This window comes from Bacillus sp. BPN334, from assembly GCF_008368885.1.
GTDB lineage: Bacteria > Bacillota > Bacilli > Bacillales > Bacillaceae_G > Bacillus_A > Bacillus_A wiedmannii.
In genome coordinates this window covers 249,550-270,822 of sequence record NZ_QOZW01000010.1, presented here as the reverse complement: position 1 = coordinate 270,822, position 21,273 = coordinate 249,550, and the positions used below count along the sequence as shown (strand labels likewise).

The window sequence follows — 21,273 nt, the reverse complement described above, 5'->3', positions numbered from 1 at the left end:
AAACGGAAGGGGGATACATAAGTTATGTCAAAAAACATTTTAATTGTGGAAGATGAAGATATTTTGCGTGAAATATTAAAAGATTATTTTTTGAGCGAGCAATATGTAGTGTTTGAAGCAAGAGATGGGAAAGAAGCTTTAGTTGTATTTGAGGAAGAAGAGGTTGATTTAGTTATTTTAGATATTATGTTGCCAGAACTCGATGGATGGTCTGTTTGCCGAAGAATTAGGAAGACGTCTGAGGTGCCTATTATTATGCTGACGGCGCGCGTAGATGAAGACGATACGTTACTTGGTTTTGAACTTGGGGCAGATGACTATGTGACGAAGCCGTATAGTCCACCCATTCTATTAGCAAGAGCGAAACGATTATTAGAAAGTAGAAAAGCATCGAAGAAACCTTTAGAGAACGAAGATGATACGTTATCGATTCATGGCATCCACGTCCATTTTCCGTCACGTACTGTTACTGTTGATGAGGCAGATGTTAGTTTAACGCATACGGAGTTTGAAATATTAGTGTATTTCATGAAAAACCAAGGAATTGTACTAACAAGGGAACAATTAATTTCAAGAATTTGGGGATATGAATTTGCTGGTGATGATCGAACGGTTAATAGTCATATTCGTAATTTAAGAAATAAATTAGGAGAGAAAGCAAAGTGCATTACAACTGTAGTACGAACAGGTTATAAATTTGAGGGAAATGTATGAGAAAAGGGATTGTACTAAAATTATTTACCCTCACAACAGCATTATGCATGTTAATTTTAGTGACGATATTTATTGGACAAACGATATTTTTTAAACAATATTATGCGAATCGAAAAGTAGAAGATATTAAAGTGAATTTAAATACTTTTGAGAAGAATTATTTGAATTATGCAGGAAGTGCAGAAGGAATTCAGAAGCTGGAGCAAGATTTTTTAAGAGAAAATAATACGTGGATTACAACGTTAGATCAGAATGGGAATTTAAAACATGCGGATGATTTTTATTTTGAAGTAACAATAAATCGTATGCAACAAAAGAGCTTTGGACAACAAATATTCAAGATTCCCTTAGGTAATCTCGTCAATATAGAGGAGATTGATAATAAATCATCAGAGCAGTTTTTAGGACAAGAAATTTATTTTTCTGGAGTGAGAAAAGAAGATAGTTTTATTCCATTCTCTTTTTCTTTATCTAAGCAGAATTTAAGCGGATCTAATAAACCGTTAGAAAAAGCATTTAATGAGAAAATGAGTAAATTATATGAGGAGAAAAAGAAAGCAGTCGGGGAACAAGTTGTTAAGGAGAAGAGGCCGGCCGTTCAGGAGCAAGCTGCCCAAGAACCAGATTTTTACATAGGAGGACGTGTTACAAAAGTACAGTTACCAGATGTAAACGGTCCTGTGAATCCAATTTATAAAAATAGCATATTTTTAGATAATATTAAGGTTTTTCAAACTGATTTATTATTAAAAGAGAACAAACACATACAATATACAACACAAACAATGGACGATGAAAAGAATGATATAAAATATAAATTATTAATTAAGCCAATAAAAGAAAAAGACGGATCAGTAACATATATTTATGCAATGGCTTCTTTACAGCCTGTAGATGAAGCAGTACAAATGGTGCAAGATTACTACATTTACATCATTGCATTTGTAGTCGTTCTCATTTTTCTAGCTTCGTTTTATTATTCAAAACAAATTGCAAAGCCGTTATTAAAAATAAATGATACGACGAAGAAAATAGCACACTTAGATTTCACAGAACAAATACCGATTACTTCAAAAGATGAAATTGGTGATTTATCGAAAAATATTAATGTATTATCTAATAAGCTCCATTCGCATATTGGACAGCTAGAACAAGATATTGAAAAGGAAAGAAAGTTAGAAAATACGCGGAAAGAATTTATTTCTGGTGTGTCGCATGAATTGAAAACACCGCTGAGTATTATGAAAAGCTGTATTTCTATTTTAAAAGATGGAGTAGCTGAACATAAAAAAGAGTACTATTTTCAGGCGATGGAACGAGAAGTAGATAAAATGGATACTTTAATTTTGGATATGCTTGAGTTAGCTAAATTTGAGTCAGGTACATATAAAATGAAAAAGGGTTTATTTTATATTGATTCAGTAATTGAAGATATATGTGAATACCTTTCTGTGGACATAGAGAAAAAAGAACTTCGTGTGCATAAAAATATATGTTCAGTTGAAGTGATGGCAAATCAAAGTCGGATTGAACAAGTCATCGTAAACTTCATTACGAATGCCATACGTTATACACCAAATAAAGAGGATATTATGATTTCCACAATAGATGAGCAGGATCGTATAAAAGTGTGTATTGAAAATAAAGGTACTCACATTGAAGAAGAACAATTAGATAAAATTTGGGACCGTTTTTATCGCGTGGATGCAGCTCGTCAGCGTTCACAAGGTGGAACGGGTCTTGGGCTAGCTATTTCTAAAAATATTTTAGAACTACACGATGCTGAATATGGGGTAAAGAATACAGAAGACGGTGTATTATTTTACTTCTACTTACCAAAAAAAGCGTAGATGGTACATGCTACGCTTTTTTTAATTTATTTTCATATTATCTTTACCTAATCTTTATTTTTAAACAGTATACTTTGGATAGAAAATGAGGTTATGTAAGGAGTCGATGAACCGTGCATAGCAAGTGGCTAAGTATAATGGTATTTATTTTCTTTTGTGCATTTATTGTATTTTTAATTGATATTACGATATGAAAAAAGAGCGCTCATTAAGCGCTCTTTTTGTTTGAATTTATTTGATAAGCATTGATGCTCTTGAATAAGCGTGGTGAAGTAAGAAATAAAAAGATAAGTAAAACGGTACATAAAATATAGGAACCAATCATTGTGCTACCATTTACGATTAATGAATATAGAACAGCTGATTGACCTTTCGGTGCATATTGTCCCCAAAAAATAATACCGGCGATAAAGTGACAGAAGTAGCGAGCAAAGCTACCAACAAATGTAGCAAGAATAATGTAACCAATAACTTTCTTTCCTGCGTTTTGTTTTGAAGAAGGTTTTTCTTTACGGCTACCTAAACTGGATTGTTCTGCGTTATTTTCATTAGATGTTAAAAGTGCCTTTTGAATTGGACGATAGAATAAACCAGCAAATCCAATGAATGCGAAAGCAACGAAGTATTCAATTAGTACTTGAATTGGTGTGACAATAATGGCATCGCCTACGACAATTTGTAATAATCCCCAAATTAAGCCTCCTAAGAAAGCCATTTTGAAGCCCCAGCGGTATGCGATAATAAAAATAGGAATCATAGCGAATGAAATGGAACCACCTGTTGAAAGTTTGATTGATAATAATGGAAAAATGTCGATGACCAAGGCGAAGGCTGCAAGAATAGCAGATTCGATCATCGCTTGTAAATTGGTGTTACGCATGTTGTCTCCCCCTAAATCCAAGTTGTACAAAAAAGAATAGATATCATAGGAGGATACGAAATACGTAAATAAAAAAGAGGTATGTATTTCGGACGTTTGCACAATCCCTGCGTTAGCATTAACTAACAGGTTCGAAGGGTCGGAACGAAGTGTTCCCTCTCAGCGGCATGGCTCCCCCAGTGATAACGAGATTCTTTATTTGCTATTGTTTATTGTAAGCGAAATGGATGAGAATGGCAAATGAATGTAGTATGACAATTATTGAAATAGAATTGTAGTGAAATGTTAATAAATATGAAGCAAAAGGGTATAGTACAAGAGAAATAGAGTGTGCTATAATTTTTCTGAAAATAATTATCATTCTCTTTTGAGGGGGAAGGTTATGAGCTTAGTAGATATTAAAATCGGTGAGAAAGTGCTAGTAAAAAGTGTTCAGTCTTTAAATCATTTACTAAAGAGAAGATTGGCTGCTTTCGGTCTTTCTGAAGGAAGTGAACTTCGCATGAAGCAAAAGACGATGTTCAAAGGTCCTTGTACATTGGAGTGTCGTGGACAGTTAATTAGTATTCGTCATTGTGACGCGAAAATGATAAAGGTGGAATTAGCGTGAATAAGGTAGCTTTGCTAGGGAATCCAAATACAGGGAAGACATCATTATTTAATGCACTTACTGGTTCTTATGAGTATGTAGGAAACTGGAGCGGTGTAACAGTAGAAAAGAAGGTTGGTAAATTAAAAGATAAGCAAGGAACATTAATTGATTTACCGGGTGTTTATGATTTGAATCCAGTTTCGCGTGATGAAGGTGTCGTTACGAATTTTCTACTAACAGACGAATTTCATCATATGTTAAATATAGTGGATTCTTCGCAATTCGAGAGAAATATGCATTTAACGTTGCAATTACTTGAATTTGGAAAGCCGGTTTCGATTGGATTAAATATGGTCGATGTGGCAAAGCAACGAGGCATTGTAATTGATGTAAAACGATTATCAGAACTATTAGGTGTAACAGTCGTTCCTGTCGTTGCAAGAAGTGGAAAAGGCTGTGAAGAACTACTTGCGACTCTTAAAGAAAATGAAAAAAACGAGAAAAAACCATTCATTATTTCATATGGTGTACAAATGGATGAAGGTATTGGAGAGGTAATAGCTCTTTTAGAGACAGCGAATTATAAGCACCCAAGGTGGTTAGCTCTTCAATTTTTAAGCAATAACGAAGTAGTAGAAAAAGAAATGAAAGCATTACCAATTTATAAGGAACTTGTAGCCATTCGATCTCGCTTAGAAGGAAAACTTGATTGTACGTTGGAAGAGCACATTTACAAAACTCGTGAAGCGTATATTGAAAAGTTAAAAACAAATGTTATGAAGCATGAGAAAGAAGGAAAAATTCCTTTTTCGGAAAAAATTGATAGACTAATTACGCATAAAATTTTAGGACTTCCAATCTTTTTAGCAGTTATGTTTTTTATTTTTCAGGTTACGTTTACGTGGATTGGTACACCTTTATCCGATATGTTAGATGGCTTTTTTGGTGGACAGCTTACGGATTGGGTGACGGCTGGGCTCACAAGTGTTGGGGCTTCTGATTTTATTCAAGCACTCGTTACAGAAGGTATTATTGCTGGTGTTGGTGCGGTATTAGTATTCGTTCCACAAATCTTTGCACTATTCTTTTTCATTTCATTATTAGAAGACTCAGGATATATGGCGCGAATTGCAGTTGTTATGGATCGAATTATGGAGTTCTTCGGTTTAAACGGAAAAGCATTCATTCCGATGATTATCGGTTTTGGATGTAATGTTCCAGGTATTATGGCAGCGAGAACGATTGAACAAGAAAAAGAACGTTTACTTACAGTTCTTGTAACACCATTTATGTCTTGTTCAGCGCGTTTACCTGTATATGCATTATTTGCGGGAGTATTCTTCCCTCATAGTCAGGCAACTGTTGTGTTTTCTTTATATGTTGCAGGTATTGTTCTTGCATTACTCGTTACAAAAATCATGTCACTTACTATTTTAAAAGCAGAAAAATCTATTTTCGTCATCGAACTCCCTCCTTACCGCGTGCCACAAGCGAAAACGTTATGGTTAAGCACGTGGGAGAAAGGGAAAGGATTTGTTCGTAAAGCAGGTACATTCATCTTCGGTGGTTCTGTTGTCATTTGGTTATTAAACTATGCAGGTCCATCAGGATTTGGTGTTGATATGGGAGACAGTTACTTAGCGATGATTGGTGGGTTTATCGCACCACTATTTGCACCGCTCGGCTTTGGAACATGGCAAGCGGCAGCATCTCTTTTAACAGGATTTTTAGCGAAAGAAGTTGTCGTTTCTACAATGGCAATTATTTATGCGGTGAAAGAAGATGTGCTAGGAAATGTTATGGGAGCACATTATACTGCGTTATCAGCATATGCATTTATGTTCTTTATTTTATTATATGTTCCATGTTTAGCGACAGTAGCCGTTATTAAACGTGAAACAGGGTCAACGAAGTGGACGATTTTCTCTGTCGTGTATCCGCTCGTCGTTGCTTATGTATTAACGCTCATTATATACCAAGTTGGATCCTTACTCGGATTCTAGAAGGAGATGTATTAGAGTGATGGTCAATATTATAATTGGAGCTATCATTTTTGGTTATGCAGCATACACGTTAGTTAATTTTGTAAAGAGAAGTAAAAAGGGAAAATGCGCAGCATGTTCTTTAAATAAGTCATGTCAGTCGCAAACTTGTAGTCCGGATATGGAGCAAATTGCTCACAAATAACAAAAAAAGCTTTGCGAATTTCGCAAAGCTTTTTTTTGTTATTTTTTAATTTTTACAAGTTGAGAAGCTTCTACTCCATTTGCTCCAGGTAGCTCTTTGCTTGGGTCTTTATCAAATTTCAAAATACCTACAGATTTTTCTTCACCTTTTACATTTACATATGTTGCATCATCAACGATAGCAAACATATCTGCATAAGAACGGCCATCACCGATAATTGTGTTGCCTTCATATTTTAATTTTGCTCCATCAAGCGTAGCATTTTCTACTTTCTCTTTTGCAAACAGCACGCCTTCTTCTTCTGTTACAGCTGGTAATTTATCGATTGCCTTTGTATCATCATTTTTATCAACTTTTTTAAGTAGTTCTTTCTTAACAAGTTCATCACCAGTTTTCTTATCCATTACAAGTACTTTTTTACCCTCTAATGTTGCCATTTTCATTTTATAAAAGTCTTTTTCTTTTACTTCTTTCTTATTTTGATCTGTAATTTTTTGAACTTGCTCTTCTGATCCGTATAATACTAATCCGTTCGCTTTTTCTCCTAATAAAGAACAACCTGATAATGCTCCAAGTGAAATTGCTGCTGCTAATCCGATTCCTACTAATTTTTTCATGATGATTTCTCCTTTTATATGTTTTATAGTAAATACATTTTTGTATTAGTTCTGAAATGATGAGAAGCTTGTTCGTTGCTGCTGGTATTAGTGTATAAGAAATATTGCAACGTAACTATCGAGTTAGCTTACAGTAAAATTACAATAATGTAATTTAGTGAAAGTGTATAAAAATAAGTCAATTCTGAAGAGGGTTAATGAGAATATATTAGGAATACAATGTTTTATCTAGAATGTCATATTATATTGGCTGTATTTTGGAAATAACATGTAAGGACATATTAGTTTTGTTATAATAAACACATAGGCTGTAAAAATGAATATTCTTTACTGTTAAGGGAGATTTTTCAGTTTTCCAAGTAGTGAATTTGAAATATGAGGTAAGTCATAGGAGGAATTAGAATGTCTGTATTTAAACGATTACGAGATTTAACAATGTCGAATGTATATTCATTAATTGAAAAAGCGGAAGATCCAGTTAAGATGACGGATCAATATTTACGCGATATGCAAGCGGATGTACAAGAAGCTGAGAAAAGTGTAGCAGCTCAAATTGCACTTGAGAAGAAATTCAAAATATTATTTGAAGAGCAAGAAGCACTTGTGAAAAAACGTGAAGAGCAAGCTCATATGGCTGTTCAAGCAAGCAATCTTGACCTTGCGCGTCGTGCTCTTGAAGAAAAACAAAATGCAGAGCAAAAGATGAATGAATATAAAGCAAGCTATGAGCAAAATAAAGCTGCTGCTGATAATCTTCGCCTGAAGCTAGAAGAAATGCGTAAGCAATTAACAGAGCTGAAAAATAAACGTGAAACACTTGTAGCACGTGTAAATGCGGCGAAAGCACAAAAGAATATTAATCAGGCGATGTCTGGATTTGATTCAAACTCAGCAAAAGCTGGTTTAAGCCGTATGGAAGAGAAAGCTCTTCAATTAGAGGCTGAAGCAGAAGCAAGTGGCGAAGTTTATAAAAAAGAAAAGTCACTAGATGATGAATTCGCAAGCTTAAATAAAAATTCTGCTGTTGACGATGAATTAGCTCGTATTATGAAGCAGTATGAGAAATAATATAGAATAGACAAAGAAACCGACATGTCTGAAGAGAATTCATGTCGGTTTTCTATTACTTTTTAGAGGAGGTTTTGCAATGACATGGACAAATGTGTTAGCCATGCTTGTATGGACTGGAGCAAGTGCAGTACTTTTATTTGCAATTATGTGGGTTGATTCAATTTTTACTAAATACAATGATTTAAAAGAAATAAAGAATGGGAATACAGCTGTAACAACTCGTTTCGTTATGAAATTATTCGCGCAAGGGTACATTTTATCTCAATCCATAACGAAAGCAAACGACTTATGGCAAGCACTACTTGCATCAGCAGTTTCTTTCGTTATTTTATTAGTAGTAGAAATGTTTATTGAATTTGTGTTAAAGAAAATGTCTGGTTTAGATTTAGAAGAAGGTACGAAAGAAGGCAGTGTTGCACATGCGATGTTGGCCGGATCATTACATATCGTTGGTGCACTTATTTTAGGTGCTTGTTTATAAAGAGAGAAGGAGGGGTAAATCATGAGTTTATTTAAACGAATTAAAAATATAATGAAGAGCCCAGAGCCGCCGAAACCAGAGAAAAGTTTGTTAACGTTAGCTCCTGGCGATATGATTGAAGTTTCATTAGTCATGTACGAATTAACTGGGAAAACGAGTATGCATTCTCGTAAAGAAATTGTTTTAACACTGCAAGATGGGAAAGATATTCGTTATTTAAAAATTGAAGATCGTGAAAATACGTATTACAAATTATATACACCAATCGATGGTCGTTTAGATTCAATTGATGAAGTTCCGACGACAATTGAAATGGATGATACAGAGTACCATATGGAAGAGCAATATAACGGACGTGTTGTTGTGATGGGGAAAACACCATTCTCTGCTTCAGAGGAACAGTACGTATGGGAATTCCAATCAGATAACCGAAAATTATTACGTATTGAATGGCAAAATGGTCGCACAATGATGTATGAGGGAGAAGCAATTATTCCTGCTGATGTACAAATTATAAGAGCAACGTAAGGGGGCGTAATCATGTCAAACCGATTGTTTACCATGATTAAATCGTTCGCGATCCCTATACTTGCTATCGTTCTATTACTTGTTGTTGCTGGATATGCCTTATCAGGTTGTCAAGGCGGACAGACAAAGTCGATTCAAGATCGTTATCCGCTAGAATCTGTCGCAAAAGAAGGTAAACAAGAATCTTACGTGTATAGGGCCGCCAATCGGTCAGTTCCTGAAGTCGCAAAGGAACTCATTAATGAAAGAGAACCGAAGCAAGCATCTAAAGAAGACGAAAATCAAATGTTCCTCGTTTATTCTGATAAGATTTATAACCTGCAAAAGGATAAAGAGAAACCTTCTGATACGTTAATTGAAATAAGTAATAAAGAATTTGTCCGTCAAAATTACCAACCATCCTTCCTGCAAGGATATATTATGGGGAGTATTTTAAACGATATATTCGGTTCACGAAAATCATCATACGGTGATTATCGCGGATATAATGACAGACAAAATCATAAACCGGTTATTCCAGAGAGACCGCCTACGAAAGAAGAAAAGAAAACCCCGCCTCCAATTACGAAGGAAGGGAAAGGATCTATCATTAAGCGAGGCGATAATGTAGATTCGAAACCTTCCGTAGGAGATACAGGAAGTATTACGAAAAAAGGAAGTAGTACACCTCCGCCTTCTACTGGAAGCAAAGGGAAAATTACAAAAACACCAGGTGGCTCGAGCGGATCAGATGTGAAGCCGAAATCATCTATTAAAACGCCGCCAAGGAATACATCTCCCCCGAAAACGAGGGTCGGTGGTTCAGGAAAGATTACGAAGCGAAGATAGTTAAAAAGATCGAAAAGTAGAATTTGCTTTTCGGTCTTTTTATTATGGAAATTAATTCCTTGTAGCTGATACAATTAAGTTATAAGGAGGAGATTATTATGACTATATATAAGGTTTAGTTTGATTATGTTCCTCGTCTTATTCCTCAGTTTATTTATTAGCACAACGATGAAATTTCACTTTGTAGTAGGTATTCTATGGATACTATGTACATGTACTCTCTTTCTATATGTTCCGCTTCGTTTTCAACAAGAAGTGCCCGCCTTTCAAAAATACGTAGCATGGATTAAGAGAGGAAGAAGATGGGGAGAGTAAAAATATATGAGCGATTATTAGAATATATCGACCGCAACTTAATAATAAGAAGAGGGTGTGCCAAATTGTTGGCACACCCTCTTTATTCATAATGATTAATGAATATCACGTTTCTTAAAGTTACCGCCTTTTACTTCTGCTACGTCATAAACTGTAATAAAGGCATTTGGATCGATTTCATTAATCAAATCCTTCATTTTACTTTCTTCTAAACGGTTAATTACACAAGAAATTTCTTTAAATTTCTCTCTTGAATAACCACCGTATACTTCGTTATACGTTGCGCTTCGGCCTAAACGATCACGAATTGTTTCTACCATTAATTCAGGTTCTTTCGTGATGATTTTAAATGTTTTCGAACCACTTAAACCAACTTCAACGATATGAATGACTTTCGAAGCGATAAAGTAAGCAATTGCCGAAAGGATAGCTCCTTGAAGACCGAATACTGTTGATACGAAAATAAATACGAACATGTTTAAGAATAAAATAAGGTCACTTGTTCCAAAAGGTAACTTACGAGAAAGTAATACAGCTAGCATATCGATTCCATCTAATGCGCCGCCGTTACGTAATGCTAGTCCCATACCGAAACCGATAATAATACCACCAACAACTGTAACGAGTAGTGTATCGCCTTCAATAATAGTAGGTATTCCATGCATAACAACGGTACCTATTGCTAATGAAGCAATCCCGATAATAGAATAAATTGCAAAGCTTTTACCTATTTGTTTATATCCTAACCAAACGAAAGGAATGTTAATAACTGCGATTAGAGCTCCTAATGGCAATCCAAATAATCTTGAACTAACGATACTTAAACCAGTCACACCACCGTCTGATACGTTATTTGGAATTAATACCGCTTCTAATCCGTATGCTGTGATAAATGCCCCAATAATAATCATCAAAGCTTTTGAAGCGATTTTTAGCTTATTGGGCTTGTTTTTGATAATTTTCTCCATGTAATTTCCTCGTTTCAAACTAGTTTCTTATTTGTTACGTAATTCACACCTAAATTTCATTTTAACATTTAATGTGAAAAATTTCTCCTTTAATGGATGTATGCAGGGAATATTATCACCATATTATCTTTAAAATATTTTTGAAATAAGTATAAGAAATCCCATCCTTATGAAAGGATGGGAGAATGTTAAGAAACAATAAAACTAAGGACTGTTAGGAATAAAGCGAAACCTAAAATAGTCCCGCACACTTTCATATGGCGCTTACGTCCTATTACAACAATTGCGACATATTCACGAATCATTGCGTTAGGCCAGTAATAAAATGCTGTTTTTGATCCAATTCCCTGGCTATTAAGACCAGCTTGTCTTGCATATATACCAGCGCGGAAAAGATGGAAGTTGTTCGTTGTAAAGATACTTCTATACTTACCTTCTGGTTTTAAAGAATCCATAATTTCTTTAGAGAACGACATGTTTTGATATGTGTTGACAGAGCGATTTTCCTGTACTGTATGTTCAAACGGAATTCCTTTTTCAACAGCATATTTTTGCATTGCTTCTGCTTCAGGAAGACCTTCATCTGGACCCTGTCCACCAGAGAAAATGATTGTTGGTGGTGTATTTACAGAGGCTTGTTTCCAATAAAAGTCGATTGCTTTATTAATACGACTTGCAAGTAAAGGTGGTACTTTATCATTAATTAAGCCACTACCAAGAACGATGATGAAATCTTGATTACGTCTTGGTCTATTGAATTGATATAAAAAATATGCGCTTAAGAAGTTAGACAAATGTACAAAGAAATACATAGTTATAAGCGAAATCGCAGTAAAAATAAATTGAAAATGCTCTGAGAATAAATTTGCTGGATTTATGATAGCGAGCATAATAAAGAATAAAATCCCTAAAGCAGCAATTAAAGTTAAAGAGTTTGTGAAGCGTCTTCCTTCACGTTGCATTAAAATTTTTGCATTAAGAAATAGTCCAAACATTAAAGCGACTATAGCAAAAGGTATCATTACAATTAGCGCTAACATGGGAATAATAACGATAAAATGTAAAGAGTTACTACCAGACTCATATGAGGCTATAGCGCAAAATAATAGAAATGAACAGAAAAAGGCATTAAATAAAAAGCCATTTATTATTTTTCGTGGATCTTTTAAATATGAGATAAGAAAAATAATAAACAATATAAGAGGAATGATTCCAAAATACATAAATATAGTACACCTCAATTTGTAAAAGAATTTGACATACCTTTTATATTACATGATTTTATAATTAAAAATGAAAGGAAAAATGATTTTGAATTTTCTCAATAAAATGTATGGATACATATGTTAAAATGTATGTAAGGCGATATATTAAAAGTAAAATGGTTGAAAAGGCACTCTATGGAGTGTCTTTTCTTTTTTTCATGTAATTATGCATATTATATTTATTTTCAAATGAAGAGGATTAAAATATAAGTGGTAGGCAGACTATATAAAGCAGAATTTCTTACAAACATTTCCCTCTACTTTTTGTATCTAACAATCGTATAACAATAAATAATTCTGTTTTATAGTGTCTGTTTATGAAAGGTGTCTTCTTTGAAGACGCCTTTTTGTTGTTTAGTATAGATAGTTTCTACTGTTTACATAGTGGAAACTATCTATACTAAACATTAGCAATCTTCCGTATAAACATTATCAATTTACTATATATTCCAGTGGTGTTAACCTACATATGAAAGGCTTTCTTTTTCAAAATATTACCCCTAATAAATTTTTGAAGAAGTCAACTGTCTCCAAAATTGCCATTCATGCTTAGCAAAAAAGAATCCTGCTGGATTCTTTTTTGTGTTCGACATAATGTGACAAAATATATTAGAATAATTTGTTATATTGTTAAATGATTATTATAGGAAAGAGAAGGAGACTCAAATATGGGATTTAAAAAATTAATTTTAACAGGTGCAATTGTTGCAACTACAGCATTTACTTCAATTGGAACAGCACAGGCAAGTGCAGATTTTAAAGATGTTCCAAACAATCATTGGTCTTATAAAGCAATTATGGATTTAGCAAATAAAAACGTTGTTGCTGGATACGGAAATGGGATTTTTGGATTTGGTGATGATGTAACACGTGAGCAAGTTGCAGCTCTTATGTTCCGTCATTTAAAACCGACAGTAAAAGAACAGTATAACAATCCGTATAAAGATGTTACGGATCGTTCAACTATGTTTAAAAAAGAGATTCTTGCTTTAACAGAGATGGGTGTATTCGTTGGAGATAACACAGGAAAATTTAGACCGAAAGATTCGTTAACTCGTGAAGAAATGGCACAAATTTTGACAAGGGGATTCCAATTGCAAATAAGAGGGGATCATAATTTCCCGGATGTAGATAGAAATGGATGGGCGAATCCTGCGATTACTGCAATAAAATCAAATTATATTACGGCTGGAACTGGTGATGGTAAATTCGCACCTAAAATGCATGTAAGTCGTGAGCAATACGTTCAGTTCTTATATAATGCAACGTTACCATTTGAAGAAAGACCAGGAGCAAAACAACCACAACCAGAAGTGAAGCCTGAAGTAAAACCGGATCCGAAACGCTTTGCTAATTGTAAAGAAGCAAACGATGCTGGATATTATGATATTACAAGAGAGAGTCCGTATTATGGTAAGCATTTAGATCGTGATGGCGATGGAATTGCTTGTGAAAGAAATAAAAAAGGGAAATAAGAAAAAGCACTCAGTCTGAGTGCTTTTTCTTATTTGTACATGCTATTTTTTTAGGCGATTCTCATAAAATAAAAGTAACGAAATGAAAGTAGGTGACAAAATGCCATCAGTTGTGGAAGGCGTTATTATTGAAAACTGTAACGGAACGATTAATTTAGGAGATAAATATAACGTGCAGCCGATTGAAAAAACGAAAGCTTATAATGGATCAGGATCATCGAATACAGGAAAAAAAGTACAAACATTTAGTGGTATTAGTACAGCAGATGTAAGGGATAGCGATGCGAACGATCAAGGAATACAGTTTACTTTATAGATAAATATGTAAAATTGCATAAAATGATGAACTTGCCCTGTGCTACAATCTAGCTGTGAGCTGTTCATGATTCTTCTGTATTATAGTTGTTAGATTGGAAATATAACATCTTATCAAAAATCATACGTACAAAAAAGGCACTTCAAACGAAGTGTCTTTTTTATTTTAGTGATACCCTTTAGCAGAGTCCTTATGAATTTTATTTTTAAAGATACTGTAGCTCCAAAGTTGATATCCAATAACAATTGGTACCATAACCATTGCAACGAAGAACATAATTTTTAAGTTTAATTGACTACCAGCTGCGTTATATAACGTTGTACTATAAGCGTCGTTAATACGAGATGGCAACATTCTTGGGAACATACCTGCAAATCCAGTTGTCATAAACATTGCGATTGTTAAGCAAACGAATGTGAATGCAAGACCGATTTTATGTTTGTACACCATAATAAGTGCGAGTACACTCATTAACATTGCAAGTACTGGCAGAATGAATAGTACAGGATATTCTGTGAAGTTTTGGAATAAATTTGTACGATTTGCAGTTGCTACATAGAAAATAGCTAAAATAATAGCAGCTGCCATTGAAAATGGTCTTGCGATTTTATAAGCACGATCAGATACTTCACCAGTCGTTTTAATTATAACCCAAAGGGCACCAGATACGACGAATATAGCTGTGAAGAACAGACCTCCTAAAATACCGTAATGATTTAATAAGCTAAGTAAATTTCCTTCATAGCCATTTTTTCCGATTTGTAGTCCGTAATAAAGGTTAGCGAACGTAACTCCGAATAAGAAGGCGATTAGGAAACTACCAATTGTAAATGCCCATTTACAAGTTTTTTGCCAAATTGGTGAATCGTCTTTATGCATAAATTCAAGTCCAGCAGCACGAGCAAACAGTGCGAGTAATACTAAAAATAGTGGTGTATATAAATAACTAAACATATTTGCATACGTGACTGGGAAGGCAGCAAATGTTGCGCCACCAGCTGTAATTAACCATACTTCATTACCACCCCAGAATGGGCCAATTGCTTCTTGTAATTGATTTCGTTCTTGTCGGTCTTTCGCAACGAAAGGAAAAATCATTCCGTTACCAAGTGCATACCCATCAAGAATGAAGTAAACTGTCCAAATCACGCCCCATAAACCAAACCAGATGATTGCAAGCATATCATGAGACATGAGCTGCACCTCCTTCAGTAGCAGGTTCTTCTAATGCTGCTGGTCCTTTTTTCGCGAACTTTAGCATTAAGTATACGTCTGCGATTAAAAGTAAAGTATAGAACAAGATTAAACTAATTAATGAGAACCAAATTTGTGGAACAGATATAGGTGATACAGATTCTGCTGTACGCATTAGTTTATAAACTGTCCATGGTTGACGACCTACTTCGGCAACAATCCAACCAGCGTTAATTGCGATATATGGTAGTAAGACCGACCATATTGTGATTTTTAAATAACGTTTTGAGTTTTCTAGTTTTCCTTTTCGGTTTAAGTAGAAACCGTACCAAGTTAATGCCATAAAGAACATACCAAGTGCAACCATTAAGCGGAAGCTATAGTACACGAGGTTAACATTTGGACGTTCATCTTTCGGGATATCCTTTAAACCAACAATTTCGCCATCAAATGAGTTTGTATAGAAGAAACTCCCTAGTTTCGGAATCGTAAGGAATTCAAAGTTCTTTTCGTTTTTCACATCAGGAATTTGAACAATCGAGAAGCCTTGTCCTTTTCCAGTTTCCCAAACCGCTTCCATCGCAGCTCCTTTTGCTGGTTGATATTTAGCTGCTGATACACCAGACTGATGACCCATAAACGGTGTAACAGTTGCAGCGAATAAACCTAACATTAAACCAAACTTAAATGATTTTTTGAAGAATTCAACTTCATTTTTGCGTAATAAATGATAGGCACTAATTGCCATAACGAAGAAAGCACCAACGATATAACAACCAATTACAGTATGGAAGAACATGTTCCAAGCATATGGATTTGTCACAAGTGCCCAGAAATCATTTAATTCAGCGCGGCCGTTACGTACGACGTAGCCAACAGGGTTTTGCATAAAGCCGTTTGCTGTAATAATCCAAAGGGCGGAAATATTTGTTCCAAGTGCAACCATCCACATACAGAAGGCACGGAACTTTGGTGAAATTTTGTCTTTACCGAATAACCATATTCCCATGAAAGTAGATTCTAAGAAGAAGGCAACGAGTGCTTCGATTGCGAGAGGTGATCCGAAAATATCTCCCATATATTTGGAGTACTCAGACCAGTTTGTTCCAAATTGGAATTCCATCGTAATCCCAGTTATAATCCCCATTACGAAGTTAATTGTAAATAATTTACCCCAGAAATTTGCCATTTTGCGGTATGTTGGATTCAATGTGCGGGCGTATTGAGTTTCCATACATGCTACTAAAATAACAAGTCCGATTGTCAAAGGTACAAATAAAAAGTGATAAAAAATAGTAATTGCAAATTGAAAACGACTCAGTAACAGAACGTCGGACATAATAAATATTCACTCCTTTTTTACATTATCTACAATCAGTTTATAGTGAAAAAACGTTTTAAATAGGGGGGACTTGTTACAAAGGTGTGTGTATATTTTGAAAGAATTATGTCGGTTATCTGAAAATATCTTATTTTTACTATAAAGCAATATCCTTTTTGAGTTTTTTAAATTTTGGTACACTATATAAGTAATGTAAATGAGAGAAAAGAGGGTTCTTTACTATGAAGTCATTAGAAGAGATTTTACAATACAATGAAAAATTTGTTGAAGAAAAAAAATATGAAGAATACGAAACAGGTAAATTTCCAAACAAAAAGATGGTAATTATCTCTTGTATGGATACTCGTCTTGTTGAATTATTACCGAAAGCGATGAATATGCGTAACGGTGATGTGAAAATTATTAAAGTAGCAGGCGCTGTTATTTCCCATCCGTTCGGAAGTATTATGCGTAGTATTTTAGTTGCTGTATACGAACTTGGTGCTGATGAAGTTTGTGTAGTTGGCCACCATGATTGCGGTATGGCTAAAATTCAAGCGAGCAGTACAATCGAGAAGATGAAAGAGCGCGGTATCACAGAAGAGAAATTAGATACACTTCGTTATTCTGGAATCGATTTAGAAAGATTCCTACAAGGATTCTCTAGTGTAGAAGAAAGTGTAGAACATAGCGTATCAATACTTCGCAACCATCCATTACTTCCTGAAGAAGTACCTGTTCACGGTCTTGTTATAGATCCTGACACAGGAAAATTAGATTTAGTTGTGAATGGTTACGATAATTAAGAATTTACTTTGTCATCCTTTTTATCTGGGACAGGATCAAATCCTCCCGGGTGGAAAGGGTGACATTTTAATATCCGCTTACAAGTTAGCAAAAAACCTTTTAGGGCACCATGTTTTTGAAATGCTTCTAATCCATAATGCGAGCAAGTTGGATAAAAGCGGCACGTTGGTGGTGTCATTGGAGAAATGAATTTTTGATAGAAGCGTATAATCCCAATAAAAATCTGTTTCATAATGGTCTCCTTTTCCGCATAGTCTTAAAGTATTATAGCACGACTGTACATAATACTTTACTAATGTTGATTTCCGTTATATCATATTGGATATAACGGAATTAAATTAAAAGCGGGAGAGATGTTGTATGCCATCAGTAGAAAGCTTTGAATTAGATCATACGATTGTAAAGGCGCCTTATGTAAGACATTGCGGAGTTCACAACGTAGGAAGTGACGGTATTGTAAATAAATTTGATATTCGTTTTTGCCAACCGAATAAACAAGCAATGAAACCAGATGTTATTCATACGTTAGAACATTTATTAGCATTTAATTTACGTAAATATATTGATCGTTATCCGCATTTTGATATTATCGATATTTCACCAATGGGCTGCCAAACAGGATATTATCTTGTAGTAAGCGGAACACCAACGGTTCGAGAAATTATTGATTTATTAGAACTAACATTAAAAGATGCGGTTCAAATTACAGAAATTCCAGCTGCAAATGAAACACAATGTGGTCAAGCGAAGCTTCACGACTTAGAAGGAGCTCAACGCTTAATGAACTTCTGGTTAAGCCAAGATAAAGATGAACTTGAGAAAGTGTTTGGATAGAAAGAAAAACTGCCTGTGAAAGGGCAGTTTTTTTATTTGTAGAAATGTATGTTATGAAGAGTATTGACTTTAACGTATACGTCAAAGTTTATAGTAGGGATAAATAAAGTAAGTAAAGGGAGGAAATGATGGATAAGTATAGCATTGGCGAAATTTCAAAAGAAACGAATGTAACGACGAGAACACTTAGATATTATGAGGAAATTGGATTGTTAAGACCGTCTTATGTTGCTGACTCAGGATATCGTTACTATTCAAAAGATGATGTAATTACATTGCAGCAAATCACAACTTTTAAAAAGCTTGGTTTTAAGCTTTCAGAAATAAAAGGAGTATTAAAAGAAGCAAAGGGGATTTCAGAAGAAGAAAGATGGAAGAATGCGATTCAAAATGAAATTCAAACAATACAAGGGGAAGTAAAAAGATTACAGGATTTAGAAAAGCTACTATATACAACATTTCATTCCATTGAATTAACAGGAGAGCTTAGAACAGAAGATTTAATGTTATTTATAAAATCAGTACAGGGAATTGATCAGAGGGAGAAATTTTGGAAAAGATATTTTAATGAGGAAGAGCAGCAGATTATTCAGGGCTTACCAACATTTGAAGAAAACGATAAAAGAACGAAAGAGTGGCTGCAAGTATTAAGAGAAATTCGCGAGCGTATAAATGAACCAGTAGATTCACCAGAAGTTCAACAATTGGCGGAGAAAGTAGTGGCTTTTTCCATGCATATATTTCAAGAAGATGAACAATTAATAAATAAGTATTGGGAATTAATTAGACCTGAAGAGGGGGAGATTGCAAAAGTATATGGACTTGATTCGGAAACAATGAAGTATATAGATGAAATGGTAGATTATTATTTGAAAAAGGAGGAAGATAAATGACAGCTATGCAAAAAGAGAAGCTATATGGAAAGGAGCACGCACGATTAGAGCGGCAATACTTTTGTAAACATGTGGGCATTTTCATTCTTGCGCAGCTTTTATTTATTTTTCTAATAGGGCTTGTACCAGCTCAAGAGTTACCAAGTGGATCTTATATTCTTCATATGAAAGAATGGATTTTGAATAAACAAATAGGCTTTTATAAAAATGAAACTATTAATACCATTATCAGTGTTTGGACATCGGTACTTATGATTCATTTTATATGGGCGATGTCCTACATTCTTTTTCCAAAAAAGAAACGTAGCTCTTCAAAACAAGAAATACGACAAGAGGTAAAAGAAGAAGTGAAAAAGAAAAAGGAGATTAGTACAAATAGGGCGTGGCTGTATTTAGTATTTGGAGGCTTAATCGAAATATATTGGGCAACGGGATTAAAAACAAATTCGATGAGTATTTTGACACTTATTGCAATTTTAGTTAGTTTTCATCTATTAATTGAAGCAACTAAAAGAATCCCAATTGGAACGGCATATGCAGTATTTACTGGAATTGGGACAGTGGGAACGATAGTAGTAGATATTTTATATTTTAAAGAGCCGTTCTCATTTATTAAAATTTTCCTTGTTTGTTTATTAGCACTATTTATTATCGGATTGAAATTTAGTGGTGACAAGGAAGAGGTGAAATAAAATGGCGTGGATGTATTTAATTATAGCTGGGCTTTTTGAAATTGTCGGTGTAATTGGGATAAAGAAAGTAGCAAAAGATAATAATTGGACGAATAATATTATTTTAATAGGTGGATTTATTATTAGTTTTCAATTTTTAACGATGGCACTCCAAGAAATTCAGTTATCAATTGCATATGCAGTTTGGACTGGGATTGGGACGCTCGGGGCAGCAGTTGTCGGTATTTTATTCTTTCAAGAGCCGAAAAATGCTTTTCGGATTATTTGTATCGTTGGAATTATGGGGACGATTATTGGGTTGAAAATGGTGAGTTAAAGAAGAGCAAAACATGCTCTTCTTTTTTATGAAAGTATACTAGACACCCCAACATATAAAATAAAGGCAGAACCGAGAAAATAAACAAATGCTTTTGCTTTTTGCCGCTCTTTTATTTCATCGATTCCAAAAAGGATAAACATAATACTCAAAAGGATAAAAACGTAGGGTAAAAGCATAGGGATATTTGCGAAGAAGCTAAATAGGGCGAGAATAAGAGCGATAGTAGCTATTATAATTCGAATGTTTTTAAACATATAATCCTCCTTTAAAAGAACATTATAAATGGAATAACAAAAACAATCGTAAAAAGACTTAAACCGATGCTAATAGCTCCAATTTGTTTTTGTTGTTTTTGAATCGTCTCAATTCCTACTAAAATGCCATATAAACTAAAGAGGAACAAAATGATAGGTGAAAAGGTTTGAAAGTTCATTGTAAATGTGCTGTATAAACATAAGATCAAAGTAATAAAAACGATGGTTAGCTGTAATTTTCTTATATGCACTTTAACCTCCTAGTAGAAAGATAGTTATTGAGAGACAAAAATTATAATAGCAACGCTTAAAGTGAATACGCCAGAAAAGAAGGAGAGTGTACTATGTACTTTCTTTTGTTTCTGTTTTTCTTCTGCGCTCAGGATGAAGGTCATAATAGATAAGGCGATGAGCATATAAGGCATTGTAACAAGTGCGTTTGTAAATATTACGGATAGGGCGAGAACGATGACGACAAGACGGATATAATGCGAAAGGTTTTTAGCATACAAATCTCCACCTTTTTAAATAAATTATTTACCGAAATAGTTCTGAGAAGCTAAGAAATAAAGCACCGGCTCCAGCTATGAAAGCAAGTATGCTGCTAGATTGTCTATGTTTTTTTATTTCTCCTAGCGCTACAGTGAAAGCCATTAATCCTAAGAAAAAGAACATATAAGGCATCATTTCTCTATTGCCAGTAAAAAATCCATAGATTGCTATACATAAAGCGATAAGTGAAAAAGTAATCTGTATCCCTTTTAGCATATATACCTCCAGTTATTTTATATAGTTGATAATGAGAACAATCAAAATGAAGCCTTTTTCCTTATTTGTTCAATGGTAATAAGAAACAGTAAAGTCCCTAATAG

The 21,273-nt window shown here is 34.4% G+C and carries 27 protein-coding genes, 1 pseudogene and 1 riboswitch; of the genes and pseudogenes, 17 read left to right on the top strand and 11 right to left on the bottom strand.

Annotated elements, in window-relative coordinates; genetic code table 11:
- Nucleotides 1-24 precede the first annotated feature (24 nt).
- A complete protein-coding gene (locus DN393_RS16620) occupies nt 25-714 on the top strand; it encodes a response regulator transcription factor (protein ID WP_064474474.1) in 690 nt (229 codons plus the stop codon).
- Nucleotides 711-2,564 (top strand): sensor histidine kinase, encoded by a 1,854-nt coding sequence (locus DN393_RS16615; RefSeq protein WP_001225372.1) that lies wholly within the window; start codon nt 711-713, stop codon nt 2,562-2,564. Before DN393_RS16620 ends, DN393_RS16615 begins: the two co-directional genes overlap by 4 nt.
- A 208-nt stretch (nt 2,565-2,772) precedes the next feature.
- Here DN393_RS16615 and DN393_RS16610 read toward each other — a convergent pair whose 3' ends face one another.
- Nucleotides 2,773-3,444 carry an energy-coupled thiamine transporter ThiT gene (locus tag DN393_RS16610; protein WP_088047679.1) on the bottom strand — a complete coding sequence of 224 codons (672 nt, stop codon included), beginning with the start codon at nt 3,442-3,444 and terminating at the stop codon, nt 2,773-2,775.
- A gap of 86 nt (nt 3,445-3,530) precedes the next feature.
- A riboswitch (TPP riboswitch) is annotated at nt 3,531-3,632 on the bottom strand.
- Nucleotides 3,633-3,826: 194 nt separating this feature from the next.
- On the opposite strand from DN393_RS16610, the gene DN393_RS16605 reads away from it, so the two are divergent.
- From DN393_RS16605 to DN393_RS16595, 3 genes are read left to right on the top strand one after another with little or no spacing between them, the layout of a single operon-like run.
- Entirely contained in the window at nt 3,827-4,054 is a 228-nt protein-coding gene (locus tag DN393_RS16605) for a FeoA family protein (RefSeq protein WP_064474476.1), read from the top strand.
- Nucleotides 4,051-6,039 (top strand): ferrous iron transport protein B, encoded by a 1,989-nt coding sequence (gene feoB / locus DN393_RS16600; RefSeq protein ID WP_149173690.1) that lies wholly within the window; start codon nt 4,051-4,053, stop codon nt 6,037-6,039. Before DN393_RS16605 ends, feoB begins: the two co-directional genes overlap by 4 nt.
- A gap of 16 nt (nt 6,040-6,055) precedes the next feature.
- Nucleotides 6,056-6,223: a FeoB-associated Cys-rich membrane protein gene (locus DN393_RS16595; protein WP_000989597.1), complete on the top strand. Its 168-nt coding sequence runs from the start codon at nt 6,056-6,058 to the stop codon at nt 6,221-6,223.
- 38 nt (nt 6,224-6,261) lie between these two features.
- Here DN393_RS16595 and DN393_RS16590 read toward each other — a convergent pair whose 3' ends face one another.
- Entirely contained in the window at nt 6,262-6,840 is a 579-nt protein-coding gene (locus DN393_RS16590) for a lipoprotein BA_5634 family protein (RefSeq protein ID WP_064474478.1), read from the bottom strand.
- Nucleotides 6,841-7,242: 402 nt separating this feature from the next.
- Here DN393_RS16590 and DN393_RS16585 point away from each other — a divergent pair, with 402 nt between their 5' ends.
- The 5 genes from DN393_RS16585 (at nt 7,243) to DN393_RS16565 (ending at nt 10,063) form a co-directional block, all read left to right on the top strand.
- Nucleotides 7,243-7,908, top strand: coding sequence for a PspA/IM30 family protein (locus DN393_RS16585; RefSeq protein ID WP_000110287.1), 666 nt, complete (start codon nt 7,243-7,245; stop codon nt 7,906-7,908).
- A gap of 79 nt (nt 7,909-7,987) precedes the next feature.
- The gene (locus DN393_RS16580; protein WP_000220323.1) at nt 7,988-8,392 is read left to right on the top strand and encodes a DUF350 domain-containing protein; all 405 of its coding nucleotides are present in this window, start codon (nt 7,988-7,990) and stop codon (nt 8,390-8,392) included.
- A gap of 21 nt (nt 8,393-8,413) precedes the next feature.
- The gene (locus DN393_RS16575) at nt 8,414-8,920 is read left to right on the top strand and encodes a DUF4178 domain-containing protein (RefSeq protein WP_000051753.1); all 507 of its coding nucleotides are present in this window, start codon (nt 8,414-8,416) and stop codon (nt 8,918-8,920) included.
- Between the two features lie 12 nt (nt 8,921-8,932).
- Nucleotides 8,933-9,748, top strand: a complete 816-nt coding sequence (locus DN393_RS16570) for a DUF4247 domain-containing protein (protein ID WP_000071177.1) — start codon at nt 8,933-8,935, stop codon at nt 9,746-9,748.
- 126 nt (nt 9,749-9,874) lie between these two features.
- Nucleotides 9,875-10,063, top strand: coding sequence for a hypothetical protein (locus DN393_RS16565; RefSeq protein ID WP_064475077.1), 189 nt, complete (start codon nt 9,875-9,877; stop codon nt 10,061-10,063).
- A 95-nt stretch (nt 10,064-10,158) separates the two neighbouring features.
- Here the strand turns inward: DN393_RS16565 and DN393_RS16560 are convergent, their stop codons facing one another.
- Entirely contained in the window at nt 10,159-11,031 is an 873-nt protein-coding gene (locus tag DN393_RS16560) for a YitT family protein (protein WP_000411242.1), read from the bottom strand.
- Nucleotides 11,032-11,219: 188 nt separating this feature from the next.
- Nucleotides 11,220-12,254 (bottom strand): YdcF family protein, encoded by a 1,035-nt coding sequence (locus DN393_RS16555; protein ID WP_000273522.1) that lies wholly within the window; start codon nt 12,252-12,254, stop codon nt 11,220-11,222.
- Nucleotides 12,255-12,964: 710 nt separating this feature from the next.
- On the opposite strand from DN393_RS16555, the gene DN393_RS16550 reads away from it, so the two are divergent.
- Both DN393_RS16550 and DN393_RS16545 read left to right on the top strand, forming a co-directional pair.
- On the top strand, nt 12,965-13,771 hold the full coding sequence (locus DN393_RS16550) for an S-layer homology domain-containing protein (RefSeq protein WP_064474479.1): 807 nt from the start codon (nt 12,965-12,967) through the stop codon (nt 13,769-13,771).
- An 82-nt stretch (nt 13,772-13,853) separates the two neighbouring features.
- Entirely contained in the window at nt 13,854-14,087 is a 234-nt protein-coding gene (locus DN393_RS16545) for a spore germination protein (protein WP_033657613.1), read from the top strand.
- A 165-nt stretch (nt 14,088-14,252) separates the two neighbouring features.
- On the opposite strand, the gene cydB is transcribed toward DN393_RS16545, so the two are convergent.
- Complete coding sequence (gene cydB, locus DN393_RS16540; protein WP_098110794.1) at nt 14,253-15,281, bottom strand: cytochrome d ubiquinol oxidase subunit II; 1,029 nt, start codon at nt 15,279-15,281, stop codon at nt 14,253-14,255.
- Complete coding sequence (gene cydA, locus DN393_RS16535) at nt 15,271-16,620, bottom strand: cytochrome ubiquinol oxidase subunit I (protein ID WP_046956116.1); 1,350 nt, start codon at nt 16,618-16,620, stop codon at nt 15,271-15,273. The genes cydB and cydA overlap by 11 nt, the downstream gene beginning before the upstream one ends.
- Before the next feature lie 224 nt (nt 16,621-16,844).
- On the opposite strand from cydA, the gene DN393_RS16530 reads away from it, so the two are divergent.
- Nucleotides 16,845-17,408, top strand: a complete 564-nt coding sequence (locus DN393_RS16530) for a beta-class carbonic anhydrase (protein WP_000838167.1) — start codon at nt 16,845-16,847, stop codon at nt 17,406-17,408.
- Here the strand turns inward: DN393_RS16530 and yidD are convergent.
- On the bottom strand, nt 17,405-17,641 hold the full coding sequence (gene yidD, locus DN393_RS16525; protein WP_016085830.1) for a membrane protein insertion efficiency factor YidD: 237 nt from the start codon (nt 17,639-17,641) through the stop codon (nt 17,405-17,407). The two genes, DN393_RS16530 and yidD, sit on opposite strands and share 4 nt — an antisense overlap.
- Before the next feature lie 128 nt (nt 17,642-17,769).
- Here yidD and luxS point away from each other — a divergent pair, with 128 nt between their 5' ends.
- The 4 genes from luxS to DN393_RS16505 all read left to right on the top strand — a co-directional run bounded on the left by luxS (nt 17,770) and on the right by DN393_RS16505 (nt 20,144).
- Complete coding sequence (gene luxS, locus DN393_RS16520) at nt 17,770-18,243, top strand: S-ribosylhomocysteine lyase LuxS (protein ID WP_001141371.1); 474 nt, start codon at nt 17,770-17,772, stop codon at nt 18,241-18,243.
- Nucleotides 18,244-18,371: 128 nt separating this feature from the next.
- On the top strand, nt 18,372-19,136 hold the full coding sequence (locus tag DN393_RS16515) for a MerR family transcriptional regulator (RefSeq protein WP_064474482.1): 765 nt from the start codon (nt 18,372-18,374) through the stop codon (nt 19,134-19,136).
- Nucleotides 19,133-19,828: a DMT family transporter gene (locus DN393_RS32295; RefSeq protein ID WP_081257152.1), complete on the top strand. Its 696-nt coding sequence runs from the start codon at nt 19,133-19,135 to the stop codon at nt 19,826-19,828. The genes DN393_RS16515 and DN393_RS32295 overlap by 4 nt, the downstream gene beginning before the upstream one ends.
- A gap of 1 nt (nt 19,829) precedes the next feature.
- Nucleotides 19,830-20,144: a DMT family transporter gene (locus DN393_RS16505; protein WP_000312450.1), complete on the top strand. Its 315-nt coding sequence runs from the start codon at nt 19,830-19,832 to the stop codon at nt 20,142-20,144.
- Between the two features lie 26 nt (nt 20,145-20,170).
- Here DN393_RS16505 and DN393_RS16500 read toward each other — a convergent pair whose 3' ends face one another.
- The 4 genes and pseudogenes from DN393_RS16500 to DN393_RS16485 form a co-directional block, all read right to left on the bottom strand.
- Nucleotides 20,171-20,401 (bottom strand): YczI family protein, encoded by a 231-nt coding sequence (locus DN393_RS16500; RefSeq protein ID WP_064474484.1) that lies wholly within the window; start codon nt 20,399-20,401, stop codon nt 20,171-20,173.
- 11 nt (nt 20,402-20,412) lie between these two features.
- Nucleotides 20,413-20,652, bottom strand: a complete 240-nt coding sequence (locus DN393_RS16495; protein ID WP_064474485.1) for a hypothetical protein — start codon at nt 20,650-20,652, stop codon at nt 20,413-20,415.
- Between the two features lie 24 nt (nt 20,653-20,676).
- A pseudogene (locus tag DN393_RS16490) lies at nt 20,677-20,909 on the bottom strand (DUF3953 domain-containing protein).
- 29 nt (nt 20,910-20,938) lie between these two features.
- Nucleotides 20,939-21,169, bottom strand: coding sequence for a YczI family protein (locus tag DN393_RS16485; protein ID WP_064474486.1), 231 nt, complete (start codon nt 21,167-21,169; stop codon nt 20,939-20,941).
- Nucleotides 21,170-21,273 lie beyond the last annotated feature (104 nt).

Coding starts and splice junctions, on each gene's coding strand:
- DN393_RS16620 (WP_064474474.1), top strand. CDS start 25: ATGTCAAAAAACATTTTAATTGTGGAAGATGAAGATATTTTGCGTGAA.
- DN393_RS16615 (WP_001225372.1), top strand. CDS start 711: ATGAGAAAAGGGATTGTACTAAAATTATTTACCCTCACAACAGCATTA.
- DN393_RS16610 (WP_088047679.1), bottom strand. CDS start 3,444: ATGCGTAACACCAATTTACAAGCGATGATCGAATCTGCTATTCTTGCA.
- DN393_RS16605 (WP_064474476.1), top strand. CDS start 3,827: ATGAGCTTAGTAGATATTAAAATCGGTGAGAAAGTGCTAGTAAAAAGT.
- DN393_RS16590 (WP_064474478.1), bottom strand. CDS start 6,840: ATGAAAAAATTAGTAGGAATCGGATTAGCAGCAGCAATTTCACTTGGA.
- DN393_RS16585 (WP_000110287.1), top strand. CDS start 7,243: ATGTCTGTATTTAAACGATTACGAGATTTAACAATGTCGAATGTATAT.
- DN393_RS16580 (WP_000220323.1), top strand. CDS start 7,988: ATGACATGGACAAATGTGTTAGCCATGCTTGTATGGACTGGAGCAAGT.
- DN393_RS16575 (WP_000051753.1), top strand. CDS start 8,414: ATGAGTTTATTTAAACGAATTAAAAATATAATGAAGAGCCCAGAGCCG.
- DN393_RS16570 (WP_000071177.1), top strand. CDS start 8,933: ATGTCAAACCGATTGTTTACCATGATTAAATCGTTCGCGATCCCTATA.
- DN393_RS16565 (WP_064475077.1), top strand. CDS start 9,875: ATGTTCCTCGTCTTATTCCTCAGTTTATTTATTAGCACAACGATGAAA.
- DN393_RS16560 (WP_000411242.1), bottom strand. CDS start 11,031: ATGGAGAAAATTATCAAAAACAAGCCCAATAAGCTAAAAATCGCTTCA.
- DN393_RS16555 (WP_000273522.1), bottom strand. CDS start 12,254: ATGTATTTTGGAATCATTCCTCTTATATTGTTTATTATTTTTCTTATC.
- DN393_RS16550 (WP_064474479.1), top strand. CDS start 12,965: ATGGGATTTAAAAAATTAATTTTAACAGGTGCAATTGTTGCAACTACA.
- DN393_RS16545 (WP_033657613.1), top strand. CDS start 13,854: ATGAAAGTAGGTGACAAAATGCCATCAGTTGTGGAAGGCGTTATTATT.
- cydB (WP_098110794.1), bottom strand. CDS start 15,281: ATGTCTCATGATATGCTTGCAATCATCTGGTTTGGTTTATGGGGCGTG.
- cydA (WP_046956116.1), bottom strand. CDS start 16,620: ATGTCCGACGTTCTGTTACTGAGTCGTTTTCAATTTGCAATTACTATT.
- DN393_RS16530 (WP_000838167.1), top strand. CDS start 16,845: ATGAAGTCATTAGAAGAGATTTTACAATACAATGAAAAATTTGTTGAA.
- yidD (WP_016085830.1), bottom strand. CDS start 17,641: ATGAAACAGATTTTTATTGGGATTATACGCTTCTATCAAAAATTCATT.
- luxS (WP_001141371.1), top strand. CDS start 17,770: ATGCCATCAGTAGAAAGCTTTGAATTAGATCATACGATTGTAAAGGCG.
- DN393_RS16515 (WP_064474482.1), top strand. CDS start 18,372: ATGGATAAGTATAGCATTGGCGAAATTTCAAAAGAAACGAATGTAACG.
- DN393_RS32295 (WP_081257152.1), top strand. CDS start 19,133: ATGACAGCTATGCAAAAAGAGAAGCTATATGGAAAGGAGCACGCACGA.
- DN393_RS16505 (WP_000312450.1), top strand. CDS start 19,830: ATGGCGTGGATGTATTTAATTATAGCTGGGCTTTTTGAAATTGTCGGT.
- DN393_RS16500 (WP_064474484.1), bottom strand. CDS start 20,401: ATGTTTAAAAACATTCGAATTATAATAGCTACTATCGCTCTTATTCTC.
- DN393_RS16485 (WP_064474486.1), bottom strand. CDS start 21,169: ATGCTAAAAGGGATACAGATTACTTTTTCACTTATCGCTTTATGTATA.